The 24,211-nt window shown below is 61.3% G+C and carries 14 protein-coding genes; 5 read left to right on the forward strand and 9 right to left on the reverse strand.

Going from position 1 to position 24,211, the window contains the following annotated elements; all coding sequences use genetic code 11:
• Positions 1 to 81 precede the first annotated feature (81 nt).
• The 3 genes from GO988_RS22725 to GO988_RS22735 all read left to right on the forward strand — a co-directional run bounded on the left by GO988_RS22725 (position 82) and on the right by GO988_RS22735 (position 3,819).
• Entirely contained in the window at positions 82 to 780 is a 699-nt protein-coding gene (locus tag GO988_RS22725; protein WP_157569914.1) for a head GIN domain-containing protein, read from the forward strand.
• A gap of 293 nt (positions 781 to 1,073) precedes the next feature.
• Positions 1,074 to 2,450, forward strand: coding sequence for a sigma-54-dependent transcriptional regulator (locus tag GO988_RS22730; protein ID WP_317164959.1), 1,377 nt, complete (start codon positions 1,074 to 1,076; stop codon positions 2,448 to 2,450).
• 28 nt (positions 2,451 to 2,478) lie between these two features.
• The gene (locus tag GO988_RS22735) at positions 2,479 to 3,819 is read left to right on the forward strand and encodes a sensor histidine kinase (protein ID WP_157569916.1); all 1,341 of its coding nucleotides are present in this window, start codon (positions 2,479 to 2,481) and stop codon (positions 3,817 to 3,819) included.
• A 16-nt stretch (positions 3,820 to 3,835) separates the two neighbouring features.
• Here the strand turns inward: GO988_RS22735 and GO988_RS22740 are convergent, their stop codons facing one another.
• The 6 genes from GO988_RS22740 to GO988_RS22765 form a co-directional block, all read right to left on the reverse strand.
• Complete coding sequence (locus GO988_RS22740; protein ID WP_157569918.1) at positions 3,836 to 4,540, reverse strand: SAM-dependent methyltransferase; 705 nt, start codon at positions 4,538 to 4,540, stop codon at positions 3,836 to 3,838.
• Between the two features lie 36 nt (positions 4,541 to 4,576).
• A complete protein-coding gene (locus GO988_RS22745) occupies positions 4,577 to 5,509 on the reverse strand; it encodes a hypothetical protein (protein ID WP_157569921.1) in 933 nt (310 codons plus the stop codon).
• Positions 5,509 to 6,327 (reverse strand): alpha/beta fold hydrolase, encoded by an 819-nt coding sequence (locus GO988_RS22750; protein WP_157569923.1) that lies wholly within the window; start codon positions 6,325 to 6,327, stop codon positions 5,509 to 5,511. The genes GO988_RS22745 and GO988_RS22750 overlap by 1 nt, the downstream gene beginning before the upstream one ends.
• Before the next feature lie 108 nt (positions 6,328 to 6,435).
• Positions 6,436 to 7,032: a hypothetical protein gene (locus GO988_RS22755; protein ID WP_157569925.1), complete on the reverse strand. Its 597-nt coding sequence runs from the start codon at positions 7,030 to 7,032 to the stop codon at positions 6,436 to 6,438.
• The gene (locus tag GO988_RS22760; RefSeq protein ID WP_198173013.1) at positions 7,029 to 8,237 is read right to left on the reverse strand and encodes a glycosyltransferase; all 1,209 of its coding nucleotides are present in this window, start codon (positions 8,235 to 8,237) and stop codon (positions 7,029 to 7,031) included. The genes GO988_RS22755 and GO988_RS22760 overlap by 4 nt, the downstream gene beginning before the upstream one ends.
• A gap of 113 nt (positions 8,238 to 8,350) precedes the next feature.
• Positions 8,351 to 11,755 carry a TonB-dependent receptor gene (locus GO988_RS22765; RefSeq protein WP_157569929.1) on the reverse strand — a complete coding sequence of 1,135 codons (3,405 nt, stop codon included), beginning with the start codon at positions 11,753 to 11,755 and terminating at the stop codon, positions 8,351 to 8,353.
• A gap of 483 nt (positions 11,756 to 12,238) precedes the next feature.
• Here GO988_RS22765 and GO988_RS22770 point away from each other — a divergent pair, with 483 nt between their 5' ends.
• Both GO988_RS22770 and GO988_RS22775 read left to right on the forward strand, forming a co-directional pair.
• Positions 12,239 to 13,144: a YicC/YloC family endoribonuclease gene (locus GO988_RS22770; RefSeq protein WP_157569931.1), complete on the forward strand. Its 906-nt coding sequence runs from the start codon at positions 12,239 to 12,241 to the stop codon at positions 13,142 to 13,144.
• Positions 13,145 to 13,465: 321 nt separating this feature from the next.
• Positions 13,466 to 14,008 carry a hypothetical protein gene (locus tag GO988_RS22775; protein ID WP_157569934.1) on the forward strand — a complete coding sequence of 181 codons (543 nt, stop codon included), beginning with the start codon at positions 13,466 to 13,468 and terminating at the stop codon, positions 14,006 to 14,008.
• Between the two features lie 236 nt (positions 14,009 to 14,244).
• Here the strand turns inward: GO988_RS22775 and GO988_RS22780 are convergent, their stop codons facing one another.
• The 3 genes from GO988_RS22780 to sov form a co-directional block, all read right to left on the reverse strand.
• On the reverse strand, positions 14,245 to 15,960 hold the full coding sequence (locus GO988_RS22780; protein ID WP_157569936.1) for a VanZ family protein: 1,716 nt from the start codon (positions 15,958 to 15,960) through the stop codon (positions 14,245 to 14,247).
• A 98-nt stretch (positions 15,961 to 16,058) separates the two neighbouring features.
• The gene (gcvH, locus tag GO988_RS22785; protein ID WP_157569939.1) at positions 16,059 to 16,439 is read right to left on the reverse strand and encodes a glycine cleavage system protein GcvH; all 381 of its coding nucleotides are present in this window, start codon (positions 16,437 to 16,439) and stop codon (positions 16,059 to 16,061) included.
• Positions 16,440 to 16,526: 87 nt separating this feature from the next.
• Positions 16,527 to 24,191 carry a T9SS outer membrane translocon Sov/SprA gene (sov, locus tag GO988_RS22790; RefSeq protein WP_232341678.1) on the reverse strand — a complete coding sequence of 2,555 codons (7,665 nt, stop codon included), beginning with the start codon at positions 24,189 to 24,191 and terminating at the stop codon, positions 16,527 to 16,529.
• Positions 24,192 to 24,211 lie beyond the last annotated feature (20 nt).

Here is a 24,211-nt window from a genome sequence, read left to right on the forward strand (position 1 = left end):
ACCGCCACGTGGGCCGGTAGCCCAGGCAAGTTCACTTCTATTTTGACCCGCTTTTCACGCTCCTTTTTTCTCTTTCTTCTCATGAAAAACCTGCTGCTACCCACCCTGCTTTCGCTCGCCGCTTTGGCTCCTGCTTGCGCCCAAAGCGCCCAAACGCGCACAGTGCCCACTTTCCACGCCATCAGCGTGGGCACGGGCATCGAGCTCGACCTCACTGCCGGCCACAACCAGCGGGTGGAAGTGAGCGCGGCTACCCCTGAATACCGCGACCGCATCGAAACCAGCGTGAGCGACGGCGTGCTGACGCTGCGCTATAAAAACCCCGACGACCGCTTCAGTCGCGACCGCACCAACAAGCGCCTGCACGTGGCCGTGACGGCCGACGACCTCACTGCCCTCACGGCCAGCAGCGGCTCGTCGGTACGCACCTCGGGCGATTTTGACGCCGCCGAGTTTCGGCTCGATGTGTCGTCGGGCGCGGCCGTGAAGGCCGGCCTCGACACCCGCGCCCTCACCGTGCGCCAGAGCAGCGGCAGCACCGCCGACGTGCGCGGCCGCGCCACCAGCCTCGACATCCAAAGCAGCAGCGGCGCCTCCTTCGATGCCGACAACCTGCTCACCGACCATTGCCGCGCCGAAGCCAGCAGCGGCAGCTCCATTATTGTGGCCGTGAAAGAAGACCTCGTGGCCCAGGCCAGCAGCGGCGGCAGCATCAGCTACAAGGGCTCGCCGCAGCTCACCAAGCACACCAGCAGCGGCGGCGGCGTAAGCGGCCACTAAGGCTACGGGTTGATGGGGATATTAGCGAATTTCACGGATTTTGTGGACGGTTAACCTGAGGGGTAGGGCGCGGGGCTTGCGCTGCGCCCTAGCGGATTTCCCCACAAACTCTTCCCTGAAGCAAAATTGCCGGTGAAAAGTGGTAGATGATTGGCGGCCGACAAGCGCAAAAATTTACTCATTTCAAACCTCAATCCGCTACCCCACCACGCAAACCCAAGCTTTGGCTACCTTCGCCCACCAGCTTAATCGTCCACAAAATCTGTGATATCCGCTAAAATACCCGTGAATCCGTGGTCCTGGTAGTCGATGATGACTTGGCCGTGCGCGTGTCGTTGCAGCTGCTGCTCAAGCAAGCCGGCTACGCTACGCGGGCGGTGGCCGGCCCGGCCGAAGCCCTGGCCGTGGTGCGCGAAGCCGTGCCCCAGCTCGTGCTGCTCGACATGAATTTTTCGGCCGCCACTACCGGCGCCGATGGCCTGGCCCTGCTGGCGCAGCTCAAGGCGCTGGCGCCGCAAGTGCCGGTGGTGCTGCTCACGGGGTGGGGTAGCATTGCGCTGGCAGTGGCGGGCATGAAGGCTGGCGCGGCCGAGTTCGTCACCAAGCCCTGGCAAAACGAGGCGCTGCTCCAAACCATCGCCACCATTTTGCAGCTGCAAACACCCGCCGGCCCTACCCCCCCGGCCGGCCGCCGAGCCCTCGACCAGCAGTTTGCCCTGGGCAATATTGTGGGCGAAGATGCCCGCCTGCTGGCCGTGCTGCGGCAAGTGGGCCAGGTAGCCGCCACCGATGCCTCGGTGCTGATAGAAGGCGACAGCGGCACCGGCAAGGAGCTTATTGCCGAGGCGCTGCACCACAATAGCCCGCGCCGCCACCAGCCGTTTGTGAAGGTGAACTTGGGCGGCATCTCGTCTTCGTTGTTTGAGAGCGAGATGTTTGGCCACCGCCGCGGGGCTTTTACTGACGCGCGCGCCGACCGGGTGGGCCGCTTCGAGCTAGCCAACGGCGGCACCATTTTCCTGGATGAAATTGGCGAGCTGGAGCTAGCCAGCCAGGTAAAGCTGCTGCGCGTGCTGCAAGACCGTACCTACGAGGTGCTCGGCGACAGCAAGCCCCGCCGGCTCGATATTCGGGTGGTGGCCGCTACCAATAAAAACCTGGCTGAGCTAGTGGCCCAAGGCCGCTTCCGCGAAGACCTGTTCTACCGCCTCAACCTCATCACGCTGCGCCTACCCGCCTTGCGCGAGCGCGCCCAGGATATTCCGCTGCTGGCCCGCCACTTTGTGGCGCAGCTGCAACGCACGTACCAACGGCCCGGCCTGCGCCTGGGCCCCGCCGCCGCCCACTGGCTGCAAGAGCAGGCCCTGCCCGGCAACATCCGCGAACTTAAAAACTTGGTGGAGCGCGCCGTGCTCACTACCCCCCACGACGAACTGGAGCCCGCCGATTTTCAGGCCCGCGAGTTTGGTGTCGTGGTGCCCCCGCCCGCAAGCGCCGCGCTGCCCGCGCCCGGCACCATCACCCTCGAAGCCCTCGAAGAGCAGATGATTCGCCAGAGCGTGGCCCACTACCAGGGCAACCTCAGCAAGGTGGCCCGGGCGCTGGGCCTCAGCCGCGGCGCGCTGTACCGACGCCTGGACAAGTTTGGGATTCCGTACAGCGAGGGGTAGGGCGGGCCGCCAGAACGTACTTGCACCCATGTCCCTTCGCCTCAAGCTTCTGCTCTTTCTTTTGCCGCTCTACGCCGTGCTGCTGACGCTGGCGGCGCAGGTGCGCACCACCAATGCGCCGCTTTTTATTGCCTGCGAAGTGGTGCTGCTGGGCAGCCTGGTGCTGGCCGGGCAGCTCTACCTGGGGTTTGTGCGGCCGGTGCAGCTTATTGAGGCGGGCACGGCCGCGCTCCAGGCCCAAGACTTTAGCTTGAAATTTACGCCCGTGGGCCAGCCCGAGCTCGACCACCTCATCGGCGTTTATAACCAGATGCTCGACGCCCTGCGCCAAGAGCGCGTGAGCCAGCACGAGCAAAGCGTGCTGCTTGAGCGGTTGGTGCGCGCCTCGCCGGCCGGCATTCTCATTCTGGACTTCGACGGCCACATTGCCAGTGCCAACGCCGCGGCGGTGCGCGCGCTGGGCGCACCAGCCGAGCCCCGCCTGGTAGGCCAGGCAGTGGCGGCCCTACCCCCGCCGTGGGGCCCCATGCTGGCTACGCTGGCTGCCAGCCAGCCCCAAACTGTGCGCCTACCCAGCGGCCAAACTTACCGCGCCGCTGCCGCGCACTTCCTCGACCGGGGTTTTCAGCGGCGCTTTGTGGTGCTGGAGGAGCTGACCCAGGAGCTGCGCCAGCGCGAAAAACAGGCCTACGAGCAGCTCATCCGGCTGATGTCGCACGAGGTAAATAACTCCATTGGGGCCGTGAATTCGCTACTGGACAGTTTCCGGCACTACGCCTCGCAGTTGGTCGCCGCCGACCAAGATGATTTTACCCAGGCCCTGGCCGTGAGCATCGCCCGCAATACCCAGCTGGCCGAGTTTATTGGCAGCTATGCCCGGCTGGTACGCCTACCCCCGCCCGCCCCGCACCCCACCGATGTGCACGCCTTGCTACGCGACCTTGGCCGCCTGCTGGCCCCGCAAAGCGCCGCCCAGGGCGTGGCCTGGCACTGGCAACTGGCCCACGAGGAGCCCCTGGTAGTACTCGCCGACTCGCAGCAGCTGGCCCAGGCCCTGCTCAATATCGCCAAAAACGCCCTCGAAGCCCTTGGCCCGGCCGGGGGCAACGTGTGGGTGCGCACCGCGGCCCAGCCGCCTACCCTCACCATCGAGAACGACGGCCCGCCGTTGAGCCCCGAGGTGAGCCAGCGGCTATTCACGCCGTTTTTCAGTACCAAACCCGGCGGGCAAGGTATTGGGTTGGTGCTGGTGCGCGATATTTTGCTGGCCCACGGCTTTGCCTTTCGGCTCGCCACCGAAAGCAGTGGGCGCACGGTATTCAGCGTGCAGCTAACGCCGGGAGTAGGGGGTAGGGAAGCGGCTGGTTAGCAACGAGTCCCTACGCTTACTTGCCCCAGGCAAACACGGCGGGGCGCTTGTGCAGCTTGGGCAGCTCGGGCTGGCGGCGCCAGTCGGCCACGGTTAGGGTGCGTAGGTATTCAGTGGGGGCGGTAAGGTCGGCGGCCACGCAGAGGCGGGTGGCGGGCGCCAAGTGCAGCAGCAAGTCGGCCAGCAATTGGTCGTTGCGGTAGGGCGTTTCAATGCACAGCTGCGATTGGTCGCGCTGCGTGCTTTCCTTCTCCAAGGCCTTAATGGCTGCGATGCGGGCCGCTTTCTCGATGGGCAAATACCCGTGAAACGCAAACCGCTGCCCATTGAGCCCCGAGCCCATGAGCGCCAGCAAAATCGATGACGGCCCCACCAGCGGCTGCACCGGCAGCCCCAGTCGGTGGGCCTCCTGAGCCAAGGCCGCGCCGGGGTCGGCAATGCCGGGGCAGCCCGCCTCGGAAAGCACGCCGGCCTCGATTTTTTCCTTCAGCAGCGGCTCCAGCGCGGCCTTCACCTGGGCCGGCGTGCTGTCTTTATCAATGAGCACAAACCGAATTTCTTCGATGACGCGGTGCGGCGCTACCTCCTTCACAAAGCGGCGGGCTGTGCGCAGGTTTTCGACCAGAAAGTAAGGCAGCCGGGCCACGGCCGCCACCACCTGCGGCGGCAGCACGTGCGGCGCGGTGCCGTCGGCTAGGGGGGTAGGAATAAGGTAAAGCAAGGAATAACTACTTAGGAATGAGCAAGAAAAGGCTGGCTAGTAGCCCGCTTCCGCGGCTGGGCGTAAAGGCATAATCAGCAGTAAAAAAATAACGAACGCGCTACCCGCCCCCAGCGCCCACAGCCCGCGGTGCAGCGTGCGGCCGCCACGCAGGGCAAAGGAAGCGCGCACGGGCGCCAGCAGCAGCGGCGAGCCATAATACGGGGCCAAGTGGCTAGCGCGCACGGCTCGGTACTGGCCGGGAGACGCGTTTTCGACCCGCAGCAAGTACGCGAAATCGGCCAGGTGCAGGGAGTCGAACCGGGCATTGGTGCGCGCCACGAAGTTTTGGTAGCGCCAGCTGCGCTCGCCGGGTGGCAGGTCGGTGCCCAGGTCGGCTCGGTAAGAGTAGCTGAGCCAGCCGGGGGGCGTCAGGCGAAAAACGCTGGTATCGGCCGCGGCCACCAAGAGCGGACAGGCGTAGTCGCAGGTGGCAAAGTAGTCTACCCTACCCCCCTTTTGCCGGTTGGCGTGCAGAGCGGCGTAGCGCCCTAGGTGCGGCTGGTCGATGTAAAAAGGCCCGCGCAGCCGAAAAAATATGGCATTGCCAGGCTGGGCTAGCTCCTGCGCGCCGCGCAGGTTGCGCATCTCGCCCAAGCGGTAGCGCAGGTAGTCGCGGGTGGCCCAGCCCGCTAGCGCCAATACTATCCAGCAGAATAAGAGGGGCACCCGCCGAGACTCGCCCCGCGAATTGGTGGCTAGCAGGGCCCAGGGCCGCCACAGCCACCAGCACGCGGCCAGCCCGCCCGCGGCCGACGCCCCAATTTGCCACCACCTGCCCAGCGCCCAAGGCTGGAAAAGCGCCGTGGCCCCCGCGTAGCCGACCATAAAAACGGCCAGCGCCCGCAGGTAGGGCACGACTAGGCCGCGCCACCGTCCCGGCAGTGTGCGGCCCCAGGCAGCCAGAAAGGCCCCAGCCGCCGCTAGCATCAGAGCTGGCCCACGAAGTTTTGCACCAGCCCAAAAATCTCGTCGGGCTTTTCGGCGTGTACCCAGTGGCCGGCGTCGGGCACGGTGGCTACCTGCGAGTTGGGAAACAAGGCCGGAATGCCGTGCAGCTTATCGTCGGCGGTGATGTAGTCCGATTTGCCGCCCCGGATAAACAGCGTGGGCTTATGAAACGGCTGGGCCGCTCCTATTTTCTCGCCCACCAAGGCCAGGTTGGCGGTCAGCACCGGCAAATTGATGCGCCAGGCGAAGGAGTTATCCTCGCGGCGATACAGGTTTTTGAGCAAAAACTGCCGCACGCCCAGCTGCGGAATGTGCTGGGCCAGCGCCGCTTCGGCCTGCTGGCGGTTCTGAATGGTGGTAAGGTCCACGGCTTGCAGGCCGGCCACAATATCGTCCTGGTGCTCCATGTTAGAAAAACGCGGTGCGATATCAACCACAATGAGCTGGGCCAAGCGCGCGGGGTGCGTGAGGGCGAGCTGCATGCTCACTTTGCCGCCCATGCTGTGGCCCATGAGGGTGAGGCGGGTAGGGTCGAGGGCCAAGTGGTCGAACAAGGCCAGCACATCCTGCGCCATGAGGGCGTAGCTGTGGGCGGGCGAGTGAAACGAGCGCCCGTGGTTACGCAAATCCACACTTATCACGCGCAAGCCGGCCTCGTCGGCCCAGCGGCGGGCCAGCGTTTGCCAGTTATCGAGCGTCCCAAAAAGCCCGTGCAAAATGACGAGCGGCCGCGCCGTCGGGTCGCCTTGGTCCAGAAAATGCAGCAGCGGGGCAGTAGCAACAGAAGTATCAGCCATGCGGCAAAGGTCGGGCAGGTTTAATTAATGGTTAATGAGTCAAGGGGCAAGGGTTAATGTCGCTCGATTAAGCAGGATGATATCAACCCTTAAAAAATCAACCATTAACTAAGCCCACGCCCAGCCGCGGCGGCGCTCCACCACCGCCACGCCGAAGTAGCGTAGGTAGCGCACCAGCGGCGCCATATCGGCCAGCACCAGCGAGGTGAGGATGATGTCGCCCTGCGGCAAGGGGAGGCGCAAGTACTCGTAGCGCCGCCAAAACACGCCGGGCCAGCGGCAGCGGTGCCACTCGACGGGCGCGGGGCCCGGCCAGCCTTGGCGGGCGGGGTCGTAGGCCAGCACCTCGTCGAGGGCCACTTGCAGGCGGCCTTCGAGCGGGTCAAAAAATAGGGTAGTGGCCGCGTTGAGGGTGTAGTAGCGCAAGTGCAACACCAGCGCCGGGGCGGCCAGCGCCAGCACCGCCCCCAGCAAGCCCCAGCCTAGCCAGCGCTCGGCACTAGTGGGCGCCACGATGCCCGGTCCGGCGGCGGCCAGGCCGGCGCCCACCGCCAGCAGCGGCCACGCCAGCAGCGCCGCCTGGCGAGTGGGGGTAGGGCGGTAAACGGTGGTTTTCTTACTAAAAAAACTGAGCACCCAGCGCGCCAGCCCCAGCGCTACCACCAGCGCCACGGCAAACTCAAGGAGCGAGCGGAGAACTTTCATTGCCCCAAAATACGGGCATAGACCGCGCCGAAGGCCCGCCCCACCGCCGGGTAGCTGAACAAAGCTACCGCTCGTGCCCGCAGCTGGCCCACCGCAAAACGCCCCGCCGGGGCCGTGAGCACCGCCGCAATAGCCGCGCCCAGCGCCGCCTCATCGGCCGGGGGCACCAGCAGGCCGAGGTCGGGGGTAGGGAGCAGCTCGGGCACGCCGCCCACGCGGGTAGCCACGGCCGGCAGCCCGCTCGCCTGCGCCTCGATGAGCACGCAAGGCAGGTTTTCATAGGTAGAAAACAGCACAAAGGCGGTGGCTTGGCGCATTTCGGCTGCCACTTGGGCCGGCGCCAACTTGCCCAAAAATTCCACCGTGCCATCGGCCAGCAGCCCTAGTTCGGTGGCCAGTTGGCGCATCGCTGCCTCGGCTGGCCCGTAGCCGGCAATGCGCAGATGCAAGCCCGGTAGCGGCGGCTGCGCCCGGCGCAGCCGAGCCACAGTGCGCAGCAAACCGCTCAGGTTTTTGGCCTGCTCGTTGAAGGCGGCCACGTGCAGCAGCCCGCGCCGCGCCAGGGGGGTAGGGGAGGGGTAAAAAAGCTCGGTATCGACCACGTTCGGTACTACGGTGGTGTGCGGGTTGGTGCCGCCCAGCGCCGCCAGCGCCCGCCGCAGGTCAGCCGATACCGGCGTGCTGGCGGCGGCTTGCCGCACCAAGTAGCCCACGAGTGCCCGCCGCCACCAGCTTAGCCGCCCCGCATTGGCAGGCAACAGGGCGGTTTGGTGCTCGGTGAGCACGTAGGGCGTGCCGTGGCGCCGGCGCAGCCACCACGCCACCACGGCGGGCCGCACCAGCACGTGGGCATGCACTAGGCTGGGCGGCGCGCCGCCCCAGTGCTGGCGCACGGCGCGCCGCCCGCGCTGCTGGCACACCAGCCACAAGCCCAGCTTCAGCAGCTTGTCGAGGGGGGGTAGGCCGGTGGGCCGGGCGCGGTAGTAGTAACGCCAGGTAGGTACCGGCCCGCTCAGGTCAACCTCGGCCTCGATGAGCGTGGGCAGCGGCCCGCGCGCCACGGTGGCAAACACCACGGCCGACTGCACCGGCCCGCCGCCTACCCCCCCGTGCGCCGCAATGGCCGCCACGTGCCGCGCCACAAAGTCGCCGTCCTGGTCGTCGTAGCGGTGCGGGTACCACTTGGGTAGATGCAGGATTTTCAAGGGGGTAGGGAGCGATTGGCCAGGCAAAGTAACGCCCGGCGCGGCCACCCTACCTCACAAAAAAGCCTACCCCAGGTGGGGTAGGCTTTCTACAAGCAACGGGTTGCTACCTACTAAAACAGGTAGCGCACGCCCAACTGCCCCTGCCAGCGCGAGGCCAGCTGGTCGATAGAATAGGTAGCCGGCGAGCTGAAGGTGAAGGCCGGCCGGTTGAATTGGGTAGCGCTGTACGTGGACGAGATGTTGCCCGCCGCGTCGGCAAAGGCCACCTGCGAGAGGCCGGTGCCCAGCGTCGAGTTGAAGGTGTTGGGCACGAAGTACTGGCGGCCCCACTTGTTGTTGAGGAAGTTGCCCACGTTCTGGATGTCGAACGAAATCTGGATGGCGTGGCCGCCGCTCACTACCCCCGCCTCGTTGGGGGTGAGGTTGCCGAGCTTGGCCTCAATCATGAAGCGCACGTCGGCCTGGTTGTTCCAAGGGGTGCGGGCGGCGTTGCGCTCGGCATACTGGCCGCGGCGGTTTTTGAGGTAGCTGTCGCCATCAACGAAGCTGCTGAGGGCGGCGTACTGGGTGCCGCTGGCATCGAGGCCGTAGCCGTTGGGGTTGGCCGTGGTGACGGGCGAAGCACCGCGCGATACCAGCGTGATGTCGGCGGCATTGGCCGGAATGTAGGCCTGCGATACCGCCTGCTGGCCGTTGCCGAAGAAGTTGTTGTTATACACCCAGGTGTAGGGCGAGCCGCTGGCGTAGGTCAGCACCGAGGTGAAGTAGCCTGTGAAGCGCTGAGCGAAGTTCTTGTGGAAGTTAATCGAGGCTACTACCCGGTGGCGCAGGTCAAAGTTGGAATACGCCAGGCCGGGGTTGTTCACGTTCTGGGCCGGGTTCAGCTCCCAGTTGCTCTGAAACGAGTTGCGGATACCGTTGCTGATGTCCTTGCTCTGGCCGTAGGTGTAGGCAGCCGTTAGGTCGAGGAAGTTGCCGAAGCCCTTGCCCAGCGAGCCCGTGAGCTGGTAGCGGTAGCCCTGGTTGGTGTTGGTCAGCAAGAAGGCGTTCGAGAAAGCCGTGTTCACCTTGGCGTTGCCGCCCGTTGGGGCCGAGTAGCGCGGCGTCTGGGTTGGGCCTTGAGTGAAGTACGTTACGTTGTCGGTCAGGTTGATATTCTCAAACTGCACATCCTGAATCACTTTCGTGTACAAGCCCTCTACCGAAGCCCGGAAGCCGCTGGGCAGCTTAAAGTCGAAGGCCAGCGACGAGCGCCACACCTGGGGCATCTTGAAGTTGGGGTCGATGAGGTTAACCTCGGTCGTGTTCTGCACTACGTTAGGCAGTTTCTGAGCCGCATTTTGGTAAATCTGGTTCGGGGTCTGGCTCAGTAAAATCTGGGGCCCCGTAGTAGAGCCAGCGCTGGGCTGGATGTTGTTATAATCCACCGAACTGTAATTCACGCCGTTGTTGTAGAAGGCGTAGCCCAGCCAGGCAAACGGGATGCGACCCGTAAACAAGCCCGAGCCGCCGCGTACCACCACGCGCTGGTCGCCGAGCACATCCCAGTTGAAGCCCAGGCGCGGCGAGAATTGCACCTTGCCAAACAGCTCGTTGTTGAAGCCCGACCAGGCCACGTGCTGATAAGTCTGGTTTAGGGTGCGGGCGTCGTTCTGCGGGTTGTTCACCAGGGCCGAGTTCAGCACCGGCGCGGTGGGTAGGGACGTGAGGTCGAAGCGAATACCGGGCGTGATTTTCAGGCGGTCGCCTATCGACCATTGGTCCTGCAAGTACGCCGAGTAGAGGTTGATATTGAACGAGGCCGACGGATTATTGTAGTTGTAGTCGTAGCTGTTGTCGCTGATGTTAGAAGTACCCCGGATGCGGTTCGGCTGGTCGGCCAAGAACTGCGCCACGTTGTTGTACTCAATGCGGCCGTTCCAGGAGTTAATAAAGCCGTAGTCAATCTTATACAGCTCGTTGTGCGTGCCCAAGGTCAGGGTGTGGTTGCCGGCAAAGTAGGTTACGTTGTCAGTAATCTCGAACGTCTTGGTGCGGGTATTGAAGATGCTCGCCTCGCGGTCCGAGCCCAGCAATATCTGGTTCGAGCCGGCGTAGTAGGTGGTGGGGCTAGCAGGGTTGCCGGCCGCGGGGCCCACGTTGTTAATCTGCACCGCCGGAAACAGGCTGCTCTGGCCGCCCAGCAGCGAGCGGTAGTCGTGGATGTTGGTGTAGCCCAGAATCAGGTTGTTGGCCAGCTTGTTGGTGAAGTTCGACTTCACTTCCAGCACTGTCGAGTTTTGCAGGTTGTTCTGGTTGAAGTCTTGCGAGCCAAACTTAAACAAGCTGCTAGAGCGCTCCAGGTTGGTGGCGTCCGACTTCACGTAGTTGTGGCGGAGGGCAATGCTGGTTTTGTCGTCGAGGTTGAAGTCGATGCGGCCAAACAATTTGTCGCTATTGGCGTGAATGTTATAGTCGCCGTAGGCACCCACATCGTAGCCGTAGGTGGTTTGCAGCTTCTGGGCAATGAGCTGGGCCAGGTCCGTAGACACCGGCGAGCCCAGCGTGCCCGCGCCGTAAAACTGCGGCTCTTGGCGGCGAGCCAGCTCGGCGTTTACGAAGAAAAACAGCTTGTTCTGCACAATTGGCCCGCCCAGGCGGAAGCCCGTCTGGTAGTCGTGGTAGCTGGTGCCGATTTTAGATTCGGTGCCGTCGATGCTTTTGCCCGTAATGCCTTGGGTGCGGCCAAAGCCGTACACCGAGCCGTGAAAGTCGTTAGTGCCCGAGCGCGTCACGGCGTTAATCGAGCCCCCGGTGAAGTTGCCCAGCGTCACATCAAATGGCGCTACCTGCGCCTGAATCTCCTGAATGGCGTCGAGCGAAATCGGGTTGGCGCGGGCCGACGAGCCGGGGAGGCCGCTGGTGCCGCTGGTGCCACCCAGCGAGGGCGAAAAACCAATGGCGTCGTTGTTCACGGCGCCATCGAGGGTGATGTTGTTGTAGCGGAACGACGTGCCCGCAAACGAGTTGTTCGAGTTGCGCGGGTCGAGGCGCGTAAAGTCCTGGATGCTGCGCGTGATGGTAGGCAGCTGTTGCAAAGCCTCGCGGCCCACGTTGGTGCCGGCGCCGGTTTTGGTAGCTTGGGTATTGCCAGTTATCACTACTTCGTTTAGCGCCTGGGCCTCCGCCGCCAGCGTAAAGTTGAGGCGGGTCGTGTTGCCCAGCGTCAGGAATACATTGCTGACCGTTTGGGGCTTAAAGCCTACGTAGGTTACGGTTACCTCGTAAGGCCCGCCGGGGGCCAGGTTCGGGATGCTGAAGCGGCCGTCGGGCTCGGTGCCCGTGCCGCGCTTGGTGCCAGTGGGCAGGTTGGTAGCGACCACCGTCACGCCAATCAGCTCTTCGTTTTTATCAGAAACCACCTTGCCGCTTATCGCGGAAGTGGTGACCTGCGCCGACCCTATACGGGCCAGCAGCAACAGGAAGAATAACGCAACCAGCCGCAATGCGGGCTGGCCTAAAGTAAGAGTGCGCATAAAAAGGGGGTTAGGCCAATGCGAACGCAAAGTTCCCCCAAGTACTCGCCGCATAAATGCAGCGAGTGTTTATCAAATTGTTGATAATAAGCCTGCTGCATAACACTGAGGTAACTTGTCTGCCTTGCGCAGGTGTGGTGGGGTAGGGGCTACCCCAGCTTTTTTGGCCCAGCGTCGGCGGCAATATTGCCGCCGTTAGGCCTGCTTATAAGTTGATTCTCACCGCGCACCGCGCAAGGATGCGCTGCTTTGCGCACGGCAATTGGGTAGCCAATGGGCGAGCACTACCCCAACAAATCCCTACCCCCACTGCTTACAGCAACAGTTGCACTGGCAGCCGGCCGGTACAACTGCCCCGCTTTACACAGGGTAAAACCTGGGGTTCAACGAGTAGCCACACGTGCTGGGCTAAGAAGCTCCGCCCGCCGCTCGTACCTGCATTCCTTTGTCTCACTCTAATCGCCCGGCCTTCCGCTTTCTAGTATGTTGTTATCCATGACCGGCTTTGGCCAGGCCCACCGCGAAACCGAACGCTACACCGCTACCGCAGAGCTGCGCTCGCTCAATTCCAAAACCCTCGACCTAACGCTGCGCCTACCGCGTTTTCTACAACCTCACGAACTAGAAATTCGCCAGCAAATCACCAAAGCCCTGCTGCGCGGCAAGGTCAATTTTAACTTCGATTTCACCCGGCCCGCCACGGCGGCTGCTACCACGGCCCCCGTCCTCAACCGAGAGGTGCTGGTAGCCGCTTTCCACGAGCTGCAAGCCGTGGCCCAAAGCTTGGGCGTGGTGGCTAGCGAAGAAACCCTGCTCGCCGCCCTGCGCCTACCCGGCGTTATTCCTACGGCCTTCGAGGCCGCCCAGGCCGAGCCAGCCGCCGACGAGCCCACCTGGGCCGAGTTGCAGCCGCTGCTTATCGAAGCCCTGGCCGCCATGCAGCAGTTTCGCCACGACGAAGGCCAAACCCTTGAGCAGGAGATACTAGGCTATATCGCAACCATCCGGCAGCAGCTCGCCGCCATCGAGCTGCACGACCCGCAGCGCATCCTGCATGTGCGGCAGCGCCTAGCGACCCACCTCGCCGAGCTTACTCAACACGAGCAGTTCAACGCTACCCGCTTCGAACAGGAAGTACTGTATTACATCGAGAAGCTGGACATCGCCGAAGAAAAGGTGCGCTTAGCCGCCCACTTGAATTATTTCGAGTTAGCAATCCAGCAGCCAGATGAGGCCGTAGGTAAAAAGCTGGGCTTCCTGGCCCAAGAAATCGGCCGCGAAATCAATACCATCGGTTCGAAGGCCAACGACGCTACTGTGCAACACTTGGTGGTAGGCATGAAGGAAGAGCTGGAGAAAATAAAGGAACAGCTCAACAACATCTTATAACCGGCCCGCTTTTTCAGTGGTGACGTAAGTGAGGCAAAAAAAGCTCTGCACCTTTCTGGTTTTAAGTTATAATTTTTAAAGAAAATTAAGCTTGTTTAATGTTGGGTTTACCTAATTTAAACAATAGCCTTTTCTTTAAAATTAACTAGTCAAAAACTTGTTTTGCAGCAAGTTATACATAGTCTACTGTATGTAGCTTAGTTGGTATCAGCCTACTTTGGCGCATGATTCACAAAAGAACTCAACTTGCATTTTATGTGTAACTTAGATTCCACAAACGAGGTAGTAGCGATTAATCATCCATTTATTAAACCTTATATCATGAAAGCACTTGTACTCCTTGTTCTTACTTCTTGTACGAGCATGCTGATGGCAGCTCGTCCTGCTTCCGAAATAGAGTTGATAAAGAAGCGGGTGCTAAGCGAGCGCGTCGAAGTGCTGATTCCCAAAGGCTTCGAGGTAATGACTGAGCAGCAGATGGACTTTACGTACGCCCACGCCAGCAGCCGCCCCAGCGTCGTATTCACCAATAACAACTTGGTGAGCTTGTCCTTCAACTACTCGGACAACGAGGCTGACCAAGACATGATACCGGTATACGAAACCACGTTTGCCAAAACCTACCACAAGCAATATCAAAAGACCACCTGGTTTGGCGAAGGCGTGAAAGAAGTAGGCGGCCGCAAAGTAGGATTTTTGGAATATATGAAGCCCGAAATGGGTCACGAAGTCTACACGCTGGTGTTCTTCACCGACGTGCAGGGTAAGCTGCTCATCTGCACCTTCAACTGCGCCGACCGCCAGAAGCCGGAGTGGGAGCCGTTGGCTAAAAAGATTCTGAATTCGCTGAAAGCTAACGGGTAAGGTGCTACTATAACTATCCTAGTGACTTTTATAATTACGCGTTAAGTAAGTGCTATTTATAGTTATAAGAAATTATTTTATGTTATATTATGCTATGTTAAGCTATTTTATCTATCCCAGTGTTTGATGTAGGAGATTAATTATTAGCTAAGTCGTATTACTAGTGAAGGGTGAGCCCCGGCCGGTTATCGGTCGGGGCTTTTTATTGGGCCAGGGGGTAGGGAAAAGCAGCAAGGCTACGGCCGCGCCCCCGAGGCATTCAGAAAATCGCGCACCAATCCATAAGCCCCCGCAAAACCGGCCAGCGACAACGCCGCCGGCCGGTCATTGATATCGTGATAGGCCAAACTGCCGCCGCGGGTGTACAAGAAAAAAGCTGGCACACCCACCTGCGAGAAAGGATAGTGGTCGGAGTTGGCGGCCGCGCCCCGCGCCGTGAGGCGGGGTAGGTAACGGTGGGCGTCGTTGAGAGCGGTGAGGCGCTGAAAGGCGGTCGGCAGTAGCCGGCCGTTGACAACAGTAGCGCCTTCCTCGCCAGTGCCGAGTAGGTCGAGGTTGACCAAGAACTTTATGTTGGAAAGCGGTACCAGCGGGTGTTGCACAAAGTAGGTGGAGCCCACCAGCCCCGCTTCTTCGGCCCCAAATAGCAGAAACACGACCGAGCAGGCCGGCCGGTTTTCGGGGCAGGCGTAGTAGGCGGCCAGTTCTAGCAGCAGCGCTACGCCGCTGGCATTGTCGTTGGCACCGGGAAAATAGACGTTCTTGCCCATCATGCCGAGGTGGTCGTAGTGCGCCGACACTACCAAGAAGCTATCGGGCTGCGCGCTGCCCCGCACTATGGCTGCCAGGTTTTGGGTAGGGTAGGCGCGTTTGAGGTCCGCATCGACCCGCATGTGAACCAAGCGTCCATTGTGCCAGCGCGCCGCCAAAACCTCCAGGCGAGGCTGGTAGGCTTGGGTGGCCGCCAGCGAGGCCGTAAGCTTAGGTACGAGGGTAACCCAGGCGAAAGCAGAATCCAGGTGTTGTTGCAGTGCTATGGGCAAGGTGCTCAAGCGCGCCTGTTGCTTGCCGGTAAGCAGCAATGTGTGAAATTTGACCTCGCGACGCAGCCAAATTTGGGCCGTATCAGCGTTCGAAAAAAGGAGCGAATCGAGCTGTAAGGGCTTGGCAAAAGTGGCACGGGTAGCAGCAGAGTTAGGCGCTGCGATATAATCGCGGCCAGGTTGCAAAGTAGGTTGGCCCGGTTGGAATAGCGGCTTGTCACTGACCTCAAGTTTTAGTTTACCCGGAAACGTGTTCACATCCAACGTAAATGGCTGGGTAAAATCCGGCGCCAACGGCTGCAAGCCTAGTTGGCGCAGTCGGCCACGCAGGTAGGCGGCAGCGCGGTGCTCACCCTGCTGCACGTAGCCGCGCCCATGCATATTGGGGGCAGCTAGTGCTTCAATGGTGCGGCGGGCGCGAACCAACTCCACGCCCTGCGCCCGGCCCGTATGGGCAAAAAAAAGGCTGCTACCCAAGAGTAGCAGCACAAGTAGCGGCGCGGCCAAGCGGCTTCGGTGCCACCAGCGCCAGCCGCCGCTCACAAGCAGCAGGGCCAGCGCCGCCCCCAGGCTATCGCCAAGCAGGTCTGACCATTCGGCGTGGCGGCCGACGTTCATCACGTATTGCAGTACCTCGATGAGGGCGCCAAACAGCACGCAGCTCAGCAGTACCGGGGCCGCTGCGTAGCGCGCCAACACGGGCCAACGCCCCTGCCGCCGCAGCGAAAACCAACTCAGCGCAGCCAGCACGGCAAACACCCCGGCGTGCGCCGCCGTGTCGAACGACAGCAATTCCCACTCGGGCGTGCGGGGCATTTCTTGGGCCGGCGTAAGGGTGAGCACCAGCATCACCACCACCCAAAGCAGGGGTAGGGCCGCGTACGGCTTGCGAGTTGGCAGTGGGGTCATCAGCGTAAAAAGGGGGGTAGGACACAAAAGAGCGCCACGCCGAACGGATAATGGTTCAAGGCATGGCGCTCAGAAAAAGCAAGGGGGTAAGGGTCGAATTAGGCGCCAATAAGCTCGCCGTAGGTTTCGGCGGTGAGCAGGTCGGCGAGCTCGCTGGCGTCTTTCACCGACATTTTCACAATCCAGCCGTCGCCGTAGGGGTCCGAGTTCACAGTTTCGGGGGCGTCGGCGAGCTTGGCATTCACTTCCAGCACCGTGCCGCTGATGGGGCTGAACAGGTCCGAAACCGTCTTCACGGCCTCTACCGTGCCAAATACGTCGTGCTGCGCAATGTCTTTATCAAGGGTATCAATATCCACATACACAATGTCGCCCAGCTCGCGCTGCGCGTGGTCGGTGATGCCGATGGTGGCCGTATCGCCGTCCACGCTAATCCATTCGTGGTCTTTGGTGTAGTGCAGGTTAGCTGGAAGATTCATTGGGCAAGGAATGAGGTAGTGAGAAAGCAAATGCGTGCGTGAGGCAAAAGTACGTAGGGGGCGGGGCTTCCTCCCGCACCCTACCCCTTATTGCAAGCTGTAGCGCAATTGCAGGCCGCCTTCGGTGGTAGCATTGCGGAAGGCGTTGCTCACGCGGGGCTGGGTAATGGTTTGGGTGAAGTAGAACTGCAAGTTCAGCCGCGCGTTGAGCAGGTAGTCGATGGTGGGGCGTAGCTGCACTTGCAGCGAGCCGTTGGTAATCTGGCTGCTGGCCACGCCGGGGTCGCCCACCACGGCCGGCGTGCCGGCGGGGTTGGTGGGGGTGCCGGGCACCGCCGGAATGGGGTCAATCGAGTTGATGATACTGCGCTGAATGGTGCTGTTATCGCGGATGCTCATGTCGAGGCGGGCCGTGAGGTTGTTCTTGAGCGTGCGCTGCTCGCCGCCCACCCGGAAGGGCAGTTTGAAGCCAGTGGCCGCGTAGCCCAGGCCAATAATGAGCTCGGTGGTGTGCAGTTCGGTTACCTGGGCGTTGGTGGTGTTCAGGGCCAGGGCGCGGCTCGAGTTGTACTGGATGCGGCCCGTCACGCTGTTCACCGTCTGGAAGTTAACGCCAATGAGCGGGGCCAGGCTTTCGATGAGGCTAATCTGCCCAATCACATAATACGGCACGTACTGGCCCGTCGAATTGAGGGCGTAGGGAACGGCCGCGGGCGTGGTGCCATTGAAGAAATCGGGCGCGCTCGGGTACTGCGTGGTGGTGGTGTAGCCGCCCAGGTTGTAGATGGACGAGTAGGCGTGGTTGAGTGTGAACGAGCGGAAGATGTTGCGCACACCCGGCAAGTCGGCAAAGCCGTTGTAATCGAGGCGCCAGTTGGGCAGCGGGAATTCCTTAAAGGGATTAAACTTCTCGGGCTCGTAGCCCGCCGACGACTTGCCGTGGTACGCATCGAGGAAGCTTTGGATAAGTACTTCCTGCGAGTTGTAGCTGTATAGGCCCTGCACCGTGCGGGTCGTGCCGTTGGCATCGGTGAGGGTCGTAAATGGGTTGGCCTGTTGCAGCTTTTGCTGCACGTACTGCCGGTTTTGCACAAAGCGGTTGAAAGCCTTACTCATCTCGCCGTTGGCACTCAGGTCGCCAAAAAGCGTCTGAATCGTGATGGTGCTCACGCTGAACGAGCCCGTGCCCAGCGCCTGCAAGGGCGCGAGGCGGCCATCGGCGAAGGGGGTAAGAGTGCCGAGCTGCTGGTAGGCAGCGGTCAGCGTGTCAATGCCACGGCGGTAATAGGCCTCATTGTTGCGCACCAACTGCCGCCGTAAATCGAGCTGCACATTGAAGCCCCGGAACGGCTCCAGTGTGGTGCGGGCCGTGAGGTTTTCGGTCAGAATATTGGAGAGCGGCGTATTTAGGTACTGGCTTTGGTCGGTGTACCAGCCGCGCGAGTTAGCCAGGTTATAGAGCTCATCGGTAGAATACTGCTGGCCCAAAATAAATGGCACACCCGGTGCCAGCGACCCGCGCTGCAAGCCAAAGAACTGGGTGGTGGGCAAGTAGCCAGGTAGCAACGTGCCATTCGAGCGGGCATAAGTGAAGTTGATGCTGCGTGCCGTCATCACGGCCCGGAGGACAGACTTTACGAAGCGCAAGGGGTCTTTGCGTGCCGTGTCAGGAGCAGTAGGCCGCGGCGGCAAGTTGGGGGTAGGGTTCGGGTTATTGGGGTCGAGCGCTGGCCGCCGGGTTACTACGGGTGGCGGCGCGTTATTGATGATATTTAAGAACTTGACCTTATTATAAAGCTTTACCAAGTCAATTTTGCCATTGGCGCTCAGTTCGGCGTTGTTCTGAATCGTATTGCCCAAGTTGAGGCGGTACGTGGTAGTATCGGTGGGGTCTACCGTGCCATCGGCTAGCAGGCGCGGGGTGTTAGAAGTAGCCCGCAAGGCCGTTGAAGCCGCCTGCCAGGAGTAGTGCGCCGAGTAGCGCGCATCGGCCGAAAGCCAGTCGGTGAGCGGGAATTTATCGAGGGGTAGGCGGTAGGTGATGGCCGCCGTTTGGTTGAAGTTGGTGGTACGGCCGCCGCGCATTAGGTTGTCGCGCAGCAGCTTTTGATTAAGCTGGGCGTCGGGACTGTCGCCGATGCTGCGGCCTACCCCCTCGTCAATCACGCCGCGGTTGGTGGCGGTGTAGTCGAAGATGAGTGCCTTGGTGAGGTCCCACTTCAGGTCGTAAATCCGGTTGATGTAGAAGGATTTATAATACACGCCGTCGATGCCAGCGGTGGTGGGTAGGGTGCCGGGCTCGGTTACACGCTGCAAAAACCGCTCGTTGTAGCGCCGGTCCAGGTCAGTGCGGAACGAGAAACGCGAGGGCAGCGGCGTGAAGTTTACCTCCTTGAAAATCTTGAGGTAGGGATTGTCCAACGCCTTGAAGTTGGCAAACGGCGTGAAGTTGCGCGGCGTGGTTTGGTACACGTAGGCCAGGGCCGCCGTAAACGAGCGCGTGTAGTCGCTGGCCGTGTTGATGTCGGTGTGCTTGCGCTCGGTAATGGCGTAGCTCACGGCCACGTTCTCAATATCCCAGGGGTGCTGCTTGGTTTGGGTGGGGCTGCGCTCCTTGCGCACGTTCAGCAGCGAGATGCTGCGCGTGGTAGTGCGGTCCACCACCAAGTCGCGGTAGGCCGCGGCCGAGCCAGCATCCTTAAACTTCTGCACGCTTTGGTCAAGCTTGGTATCGGGGTCGAGGGGGTCGTACTGCGGCGTAATGGTTTGGCGGCCCACCTGCACCAGCACCGGCACCTTGAGGTGCAACTGGGAGGGTAGGAATTTTTCGGCGGCTACGGTGGCGTTCAGGTCACCGCGCAGTACGTCGGCGGTCGAGCGCTGCTGGGCTTTGTCCTGCAAGCCCCCAAAGCCTACCCCGATGAAGGAGCCCGTAGCCGTGATGTTAGCCAGGTCGGCCAGCTTCACGTTTAGGCGGGCGTTGGCGGCCCAGCCACCTTGGTTGTCGAAATCGAATACCCGGAACTCATCGGCCCACAGGTTCACCGACTTGTCGCCGGCATCAAGCGGGGCAGTGGCCGGGTTCAGGATACCAATCATGCAGCCCTGCACCTGCGAGAGGTCGGGGTTGCCGATAATCACGACCACACCGCCATTGGGCAGCGGCTTTTTATACGTGTAGGGCAGCACGTAGCTGACGCCCGGCACGCCGTTGGTGATGTCCAGGTTGCGGGCCGCTTTGGCGTCGATAAAATCTTGGAGCGTCAGGTCGATGTTGTTGACTTCGGGCCAAATTTGGCTCTGGTCAGTAGCGCCGGCTTTGGTAATAGTCAGCGGTAGCGAGTACTCGTAGTAGTTCTGGCTATAGTCGGTGCCGATGCGCACGAAGGCCCGCACGTCGCCGTCGCGCAGGTTGGGGTCCTGCGAGTCGCCGTGCAAGTACATGCGCAGACGCTTGTAGCGCAGTAGGTTGGTCGAGAGGTTTTTATAAGCCGCTTTAGCGTAGCCATCGCGTAGGTTCGTAACGCTCAGCCGCAAGCTCTGCTCGTTTTGCTGCCGCGAAACGGCCGTCGAGCCATACTCCACGTCGCGGGTGATATTGGGCGGCGTCACGTACGGAATGGCACCGGTGAGGGCCGCGGACGAAATGCCGTTTTCCTCCACGCTCACCGTCGAAATGCTAAAGGCGTCGGCATCAGTCGCAATCCCTACCCCCGGCTGCGCGTTCGGGTCCACGATGCGGCTGAGGTAGCGGCGCCACTGGTTGGCCACAAACTGCGGCTGCACCATGCGCAGCACCACCGGCTGCCGCCAGTTCGACATGTACATGCGCATAAAGCGGATGTTTTTAAAGCCAAAGTCCTGGTTGCCATTGCCTTCAATGCGCTGATACTCGCGAATGGGAATGCGGAACTGGTACCACGTTACGGCATCGGCGGCGGTGCCATTCGGCGGAATGGCGTTTACCTTGTCGATGATGTAGTTCTGGCCTACTTGCAGCTGGCCCGGCGCCAGGTGAATGGGGTATTCGTAATACTGCTCCGTGTTTTGCACCACGTTATCGCGGTTCAGGTCTTCCTTATCGGGGTAGGCCGTGGAGCTGAGCTGCGAGTTTTCGGGTGAGTTGCCCTCGTAGTTGTCGTAGTTCTTGTAGCGGCCCAGAATCTGGGTGTTGTTCTGGTCGTAGGTCGGGTCGAGGTGGTGCAGGAAGTTGTCGCCCGAGGGGTCGGGGAGGGCACTGTTGAATTTAGCTTGCTCGGCGACGTCATTCAGGCCATCGAGGCCGATATCCTGGCTGGCGCGGGCGCCGGCCGTAGCATTAAACGCATCAGTCAGAAACTGCTCGGTCGTGACGTTGCCCCACACTGTGGGCGTCGTATTGTTGGCTCCGCCGGGTACGGGTAGGCCATTCTCAAACTCGTGCTGGTTTTGGTCGCGCAGCACGTCCTCGCTCACGTTGCCGAGGTTGATGAAAAGGTCGCCGCCCGTGGTATTGTTAGTAGGCGCGTTGCGCGGGTCGGTGTCATTTGTGCCCTGGCGGCCATCAACTAAGCCATTCGTGCCGGGCAGGAAGGGGTCGAGCAGCCAAAATTCCAAGTACTCGACGTTGGCATTGTCAAAGTCCGTGTCGAACGTGATGGCCCGCGAAATACCGCCAAACTTACTTTCTGGTAAGCCGGCAGCTTGCGTAAAGTGGCGGCCATCGGTATCGACGGCTGGGTTGTAGTTGTACGGCCCCCGCTCGCCGGGGAAATATGCCATGTCGAAGGTGTACTCGTAGCCATTGCCGGTGGCGCCCAGGTCTTTATTCGGGAAAATCTCGTTGCGCGGGATGCCGCGCGTGTAGTTGTTGCTCAGCGTACTAGCCGCAATGCCGGCCGGCACACTGGGGCCGCCGGTGTAGTAGGTCTGGTCGACGGTGTACCAGGCTAGCTTGGCACGGCGGTAGCCATTGATGAGGTTGTCGATGTTGCTGCCCGCGATGGGGGCAGGCGTGGACGCCAGCCGCCAGGCCGGAATGGCCGCCAGCCCGCCCAGCGTGTAGGGCGTGCGTGCGTTCTCAAAGTCGTCGAGGTAGCTTACGCCGTTTTCGCCCCGGCCCAGCTGCGACTGCCCTGCAATGAGTTTGGCCACTTCACCGGTGAAGGCTACCGTCGAAACTTCCTTGGTGGCCAGGAACGGCAGGCGGTCCACGAGCTTGGTGAGCACCCGGCTGTCTTTGCGCAGGCTGATGTCGGCCCCCAAAATTGTATTGTTGGCGGGCTCGTCGCCGATGGCCACGCGGTTGATGCCCGGCGCCTGGTTTTCCAGGATGTGCATGGCCGTACCGCCCAGTGTAATATCTTTATTAAGAGCGTAGTCGAGGCGCGTACCCAATAGCTTGCGGGGCTGCACCTGCACCAAAGCGTTTTTCTCGAAGTCCACCCGCAGCTCGTTGGCCGAGTTGAGGTAGGCCGCGTTCAGAATTTTAACCTTGGCCTGGTCGTAAAACACCTGGTAGTCTACCCCCTCCGTCAGCAGCGTGCTACCCGCGTACACTTTCACTGAGCCCTGCGCCACCCCAATGCCGGGCAGCGTGATTTCGTCGGTCGTTACGCCCTGGAAGCGCCCACGCAGGTAAAATTTATCTTTGGTTTGCTGCTGCTGGGCGTCGCTCTGCGTTTGGTTATACAGCGCTTGGTAAACGTATTTCTGCGCCAGCGCCAGCTCGGCGGTGTTCGTGGTGTCGAATTGCGCCTTCAGGTACGAGCCAAACGGCTGCACGCTCGGGAAAATAATTTTACCCAACTCGGGGTCGATGGTAACGCCGGGGAAAAAGTCGAAGTTGCCGTCGGCGTTGCGGTCGTTGTTAGCATTCACCCGGTCTAGCCCCAGCACCTGAATCAGCGGAATATTTTGCACCCGCTGGCCTTCCTTCAGCGAAATCAGGTCCACCCCCGTGATATCGTCTTTGTAAATAATCTGGAGGTTGAAGTTGTCGCGGTTCACCTGCGACGTGTTCAAGGGATAGATGTTTTTCATCATCAAATCCCAGGTAGGCGTGTTGCGCGTCAGCAGGTTGGGGTTGGCTGGGTTCACGGCCGGGTCAGCTATCCCTACCCCCGGGTTCGTAGCCTTCAGCATCTTCAGGAAGATGACCTGGTTCTGGTCGGCGTTGCTGCCGTACTCGTTCACGGTTTCGCCCACCGTGTACGTCTTGCCGTTGTAGATGTAGGAGTAGCTCACGGCCAGCACCTGGTCGGGCAGCAGGGCCGTGTTTAGGTTCACGTAGCCGAGCTGCGCGTTGAAGGTGTACTCGCGCGGGTCGAGCTTGCGGGCCCGAATGCGCTCGTAGTCCACGGTGCGGCTCAGGGCGAGGCTATTGGTTAGGTAGCCTTCTACTTGCAGGTTGTCGCGGCTGCCGGCCAGCAGCTGGTTGTATTCTAGGTTGGCCTTATTCTGAGGCGGCGTGTAGGCTGCGCTGGCGCCATTGGCATTAAACTGCGGGCGGTACAGCCGGTCGAGGCGCGGCTCGGCCAAGTCCATCAGCGCCACCACGTTGCGCAGGTTGTCGGTGGTGCGGTTGTCGTTGGTGATGTATACTTCGAGGCGCGTTATCTGGAAGCCGCTCTGCACCGTGGGCAGGCCGCGCAGCGCTTGGTCGTAGCGGTCGCGGAAAAACTGGGCCAAAAAGTAGTGCCGGTCCTTCTCGTACTGGCTGGCCTTGAGCTCAAATGTGCGGCTCTGAGCGCCGTTTTGCACCCGCACCTCGTCTTGCGAGCCGCGCAGGGTAGCGGCCACCGCCGTCACGCCCAGCCGCCCAAATTGCAGCTGCGTCTTGATGCCGAACAAGTTAGAGCCCCCCGTTATCAGCGAGTTGTTGAGCGGCATGCTCACGTTGCCGAGGTCGAGCTTGCGCAGGATGTCGGTAGGCTGGCCGGCGTAGTCGAACTTCATCTGGTTGTCGAAGTCGAACGCCGCCTTGGTGTCGTAGTTAAACGTGAGCTTGAGCTTGGTGCCGACCTGGCCGCTCAAACTCAGGTTCATGTTTTGCTCAAACAAAAAGTCACCCACGCTCTGCTGGCGCAGGGTCAGGGCCGGGTTGCGGTTGGTGTTGAAGCGCGCGCCGGCCTTAATAGTAAGCGAGCCCGCCGGCCGAATGTCGATGTATGACCCACCAAAAATGCGGTCCGCAATCGGCCCCAGATAAATTTTTGGAATCAGGCGCTGGGCCTGCGGCGTGCCGGGCGTAGTAGTGGCACCCACCACACCGCCCTGCGCCTTTTGGCGGTAGTAGTCATTAATAGCCTGCCGCTCCTGAAAACGCAGCAATTCCTGCTGCGAAATAGTAGTGGGGTCGCGGTAGTCAATTTGGCCGCCCACCGTTTCGCGCACGTTGTAGTTTTTGAGGCTATCGTCGGGCGTCACCTGGAGCTGCACGCTCTTGGGTAGGGGTAGGATGAGCGGCGAGCGCCGCCGCTGCGGCGAAAAGCGGCTGCCCGCCCGGTCGCGCAGGGTGCGCACCCGCGGCCGGCGGCTAGGCTGGTAGCGGCCCGTATCGGCGGGGGTAGCCGCCGCCCGGGTGCTGGGCCGGCCTTGCATCGGCAACCCTAGCCGCCGCGCCGCCGTAAGCAGATTCGTCAGGCGCAGCGGTCCCGCTGTGCCAGCTGGCGCGGCCCACGCTGCGCCCAGCAGCAACGACGCGGTGATAACCATCGTCAACGCCGTGGCCGGGGTCAAAGCCTTCTTAGTAGCAGGTAGTTGAGCTTTCAAGCAGATAAAAAGGTGCGGCC

It is taken from the genome of Hymenobacter ginkgonis (genome assembly GCF_009755225.1).
GTDB lineage: Bacteria > Bacteroidota > Bacteroidia > Cytophagales > Hymenobacteraceae > Hymenobacter > Hymenobacter ginkgonis.

Coding starts and splice junctions, on each gene's coding strand:
- GO988_RS22725 (WP_157569914.1), top strand. CDS start 82: ATGAAAAACCTGCTGCTACCCACCCTGCTTTCGCTCGCCGCTTTGGCT.
- GO988_RS22735 (WP_157569916.1), top strand. CDS start 2,479: ATGTCCCTTCGCCTCAAGCTTCTGCTCTTTCTTTTGCCGCTCTACGCC.
- GO988_RS22745 (WP_157569921.1), bottom strand. CDS start 5,509: ATGCTAGCGGCGGCTGGGGCCTTTCTGGCTGCCTGGGGCCGCACACTG.
- GO988_RS22750 (WP_157569923.1), bottom strand. CDS start 6,327: ATGGCTGATACTTCTGTTGCTACTGCCCCGCTGCTGCATTTTCTGGAC.
- GO988_RS22755 (WP_157569925.1), bottom strand. CDS start 7,032: ATGAAAGTTCTCCGCTCGCTCCTTGAGTTTGCCGTGGCGCTGGTGGTA.
- GO988_RS22765 (WP_157569929.1), bottom strand. CDS start 11,755: ATGCGCACTCTTACTTTAGGCCAGCCCGCATTGCGGCTGGTTGCGTTA.
- GO988_RS22770 (WP_157569931.1), top strand. CDS start 12,239: ATGTTGTTATCCATGACCGGCTTTGGCCAGGCCCACCGCGAAACCGAA.
- GO988_RS22775 (WP_157569934.1), top strand. CDS start 13,466: ATGAAAGCACTTGTACTCCTTGTTCTTACTTCTTGTACGAGCATGCTG.
- GO988_RS22780 (WP_157569936.1), bottom strand. CDS start 15,960: ATGACCCCACTGCCAACTCGCAAGCCGTACGCGGCCCTACCCCTGCTT.
- gcvH (WP_157569939.1), bottom strand. CDS start 16,439: ATGAATCTTCCAGCTAACCTGCACTACACCAAAGACCACGAATGGATT.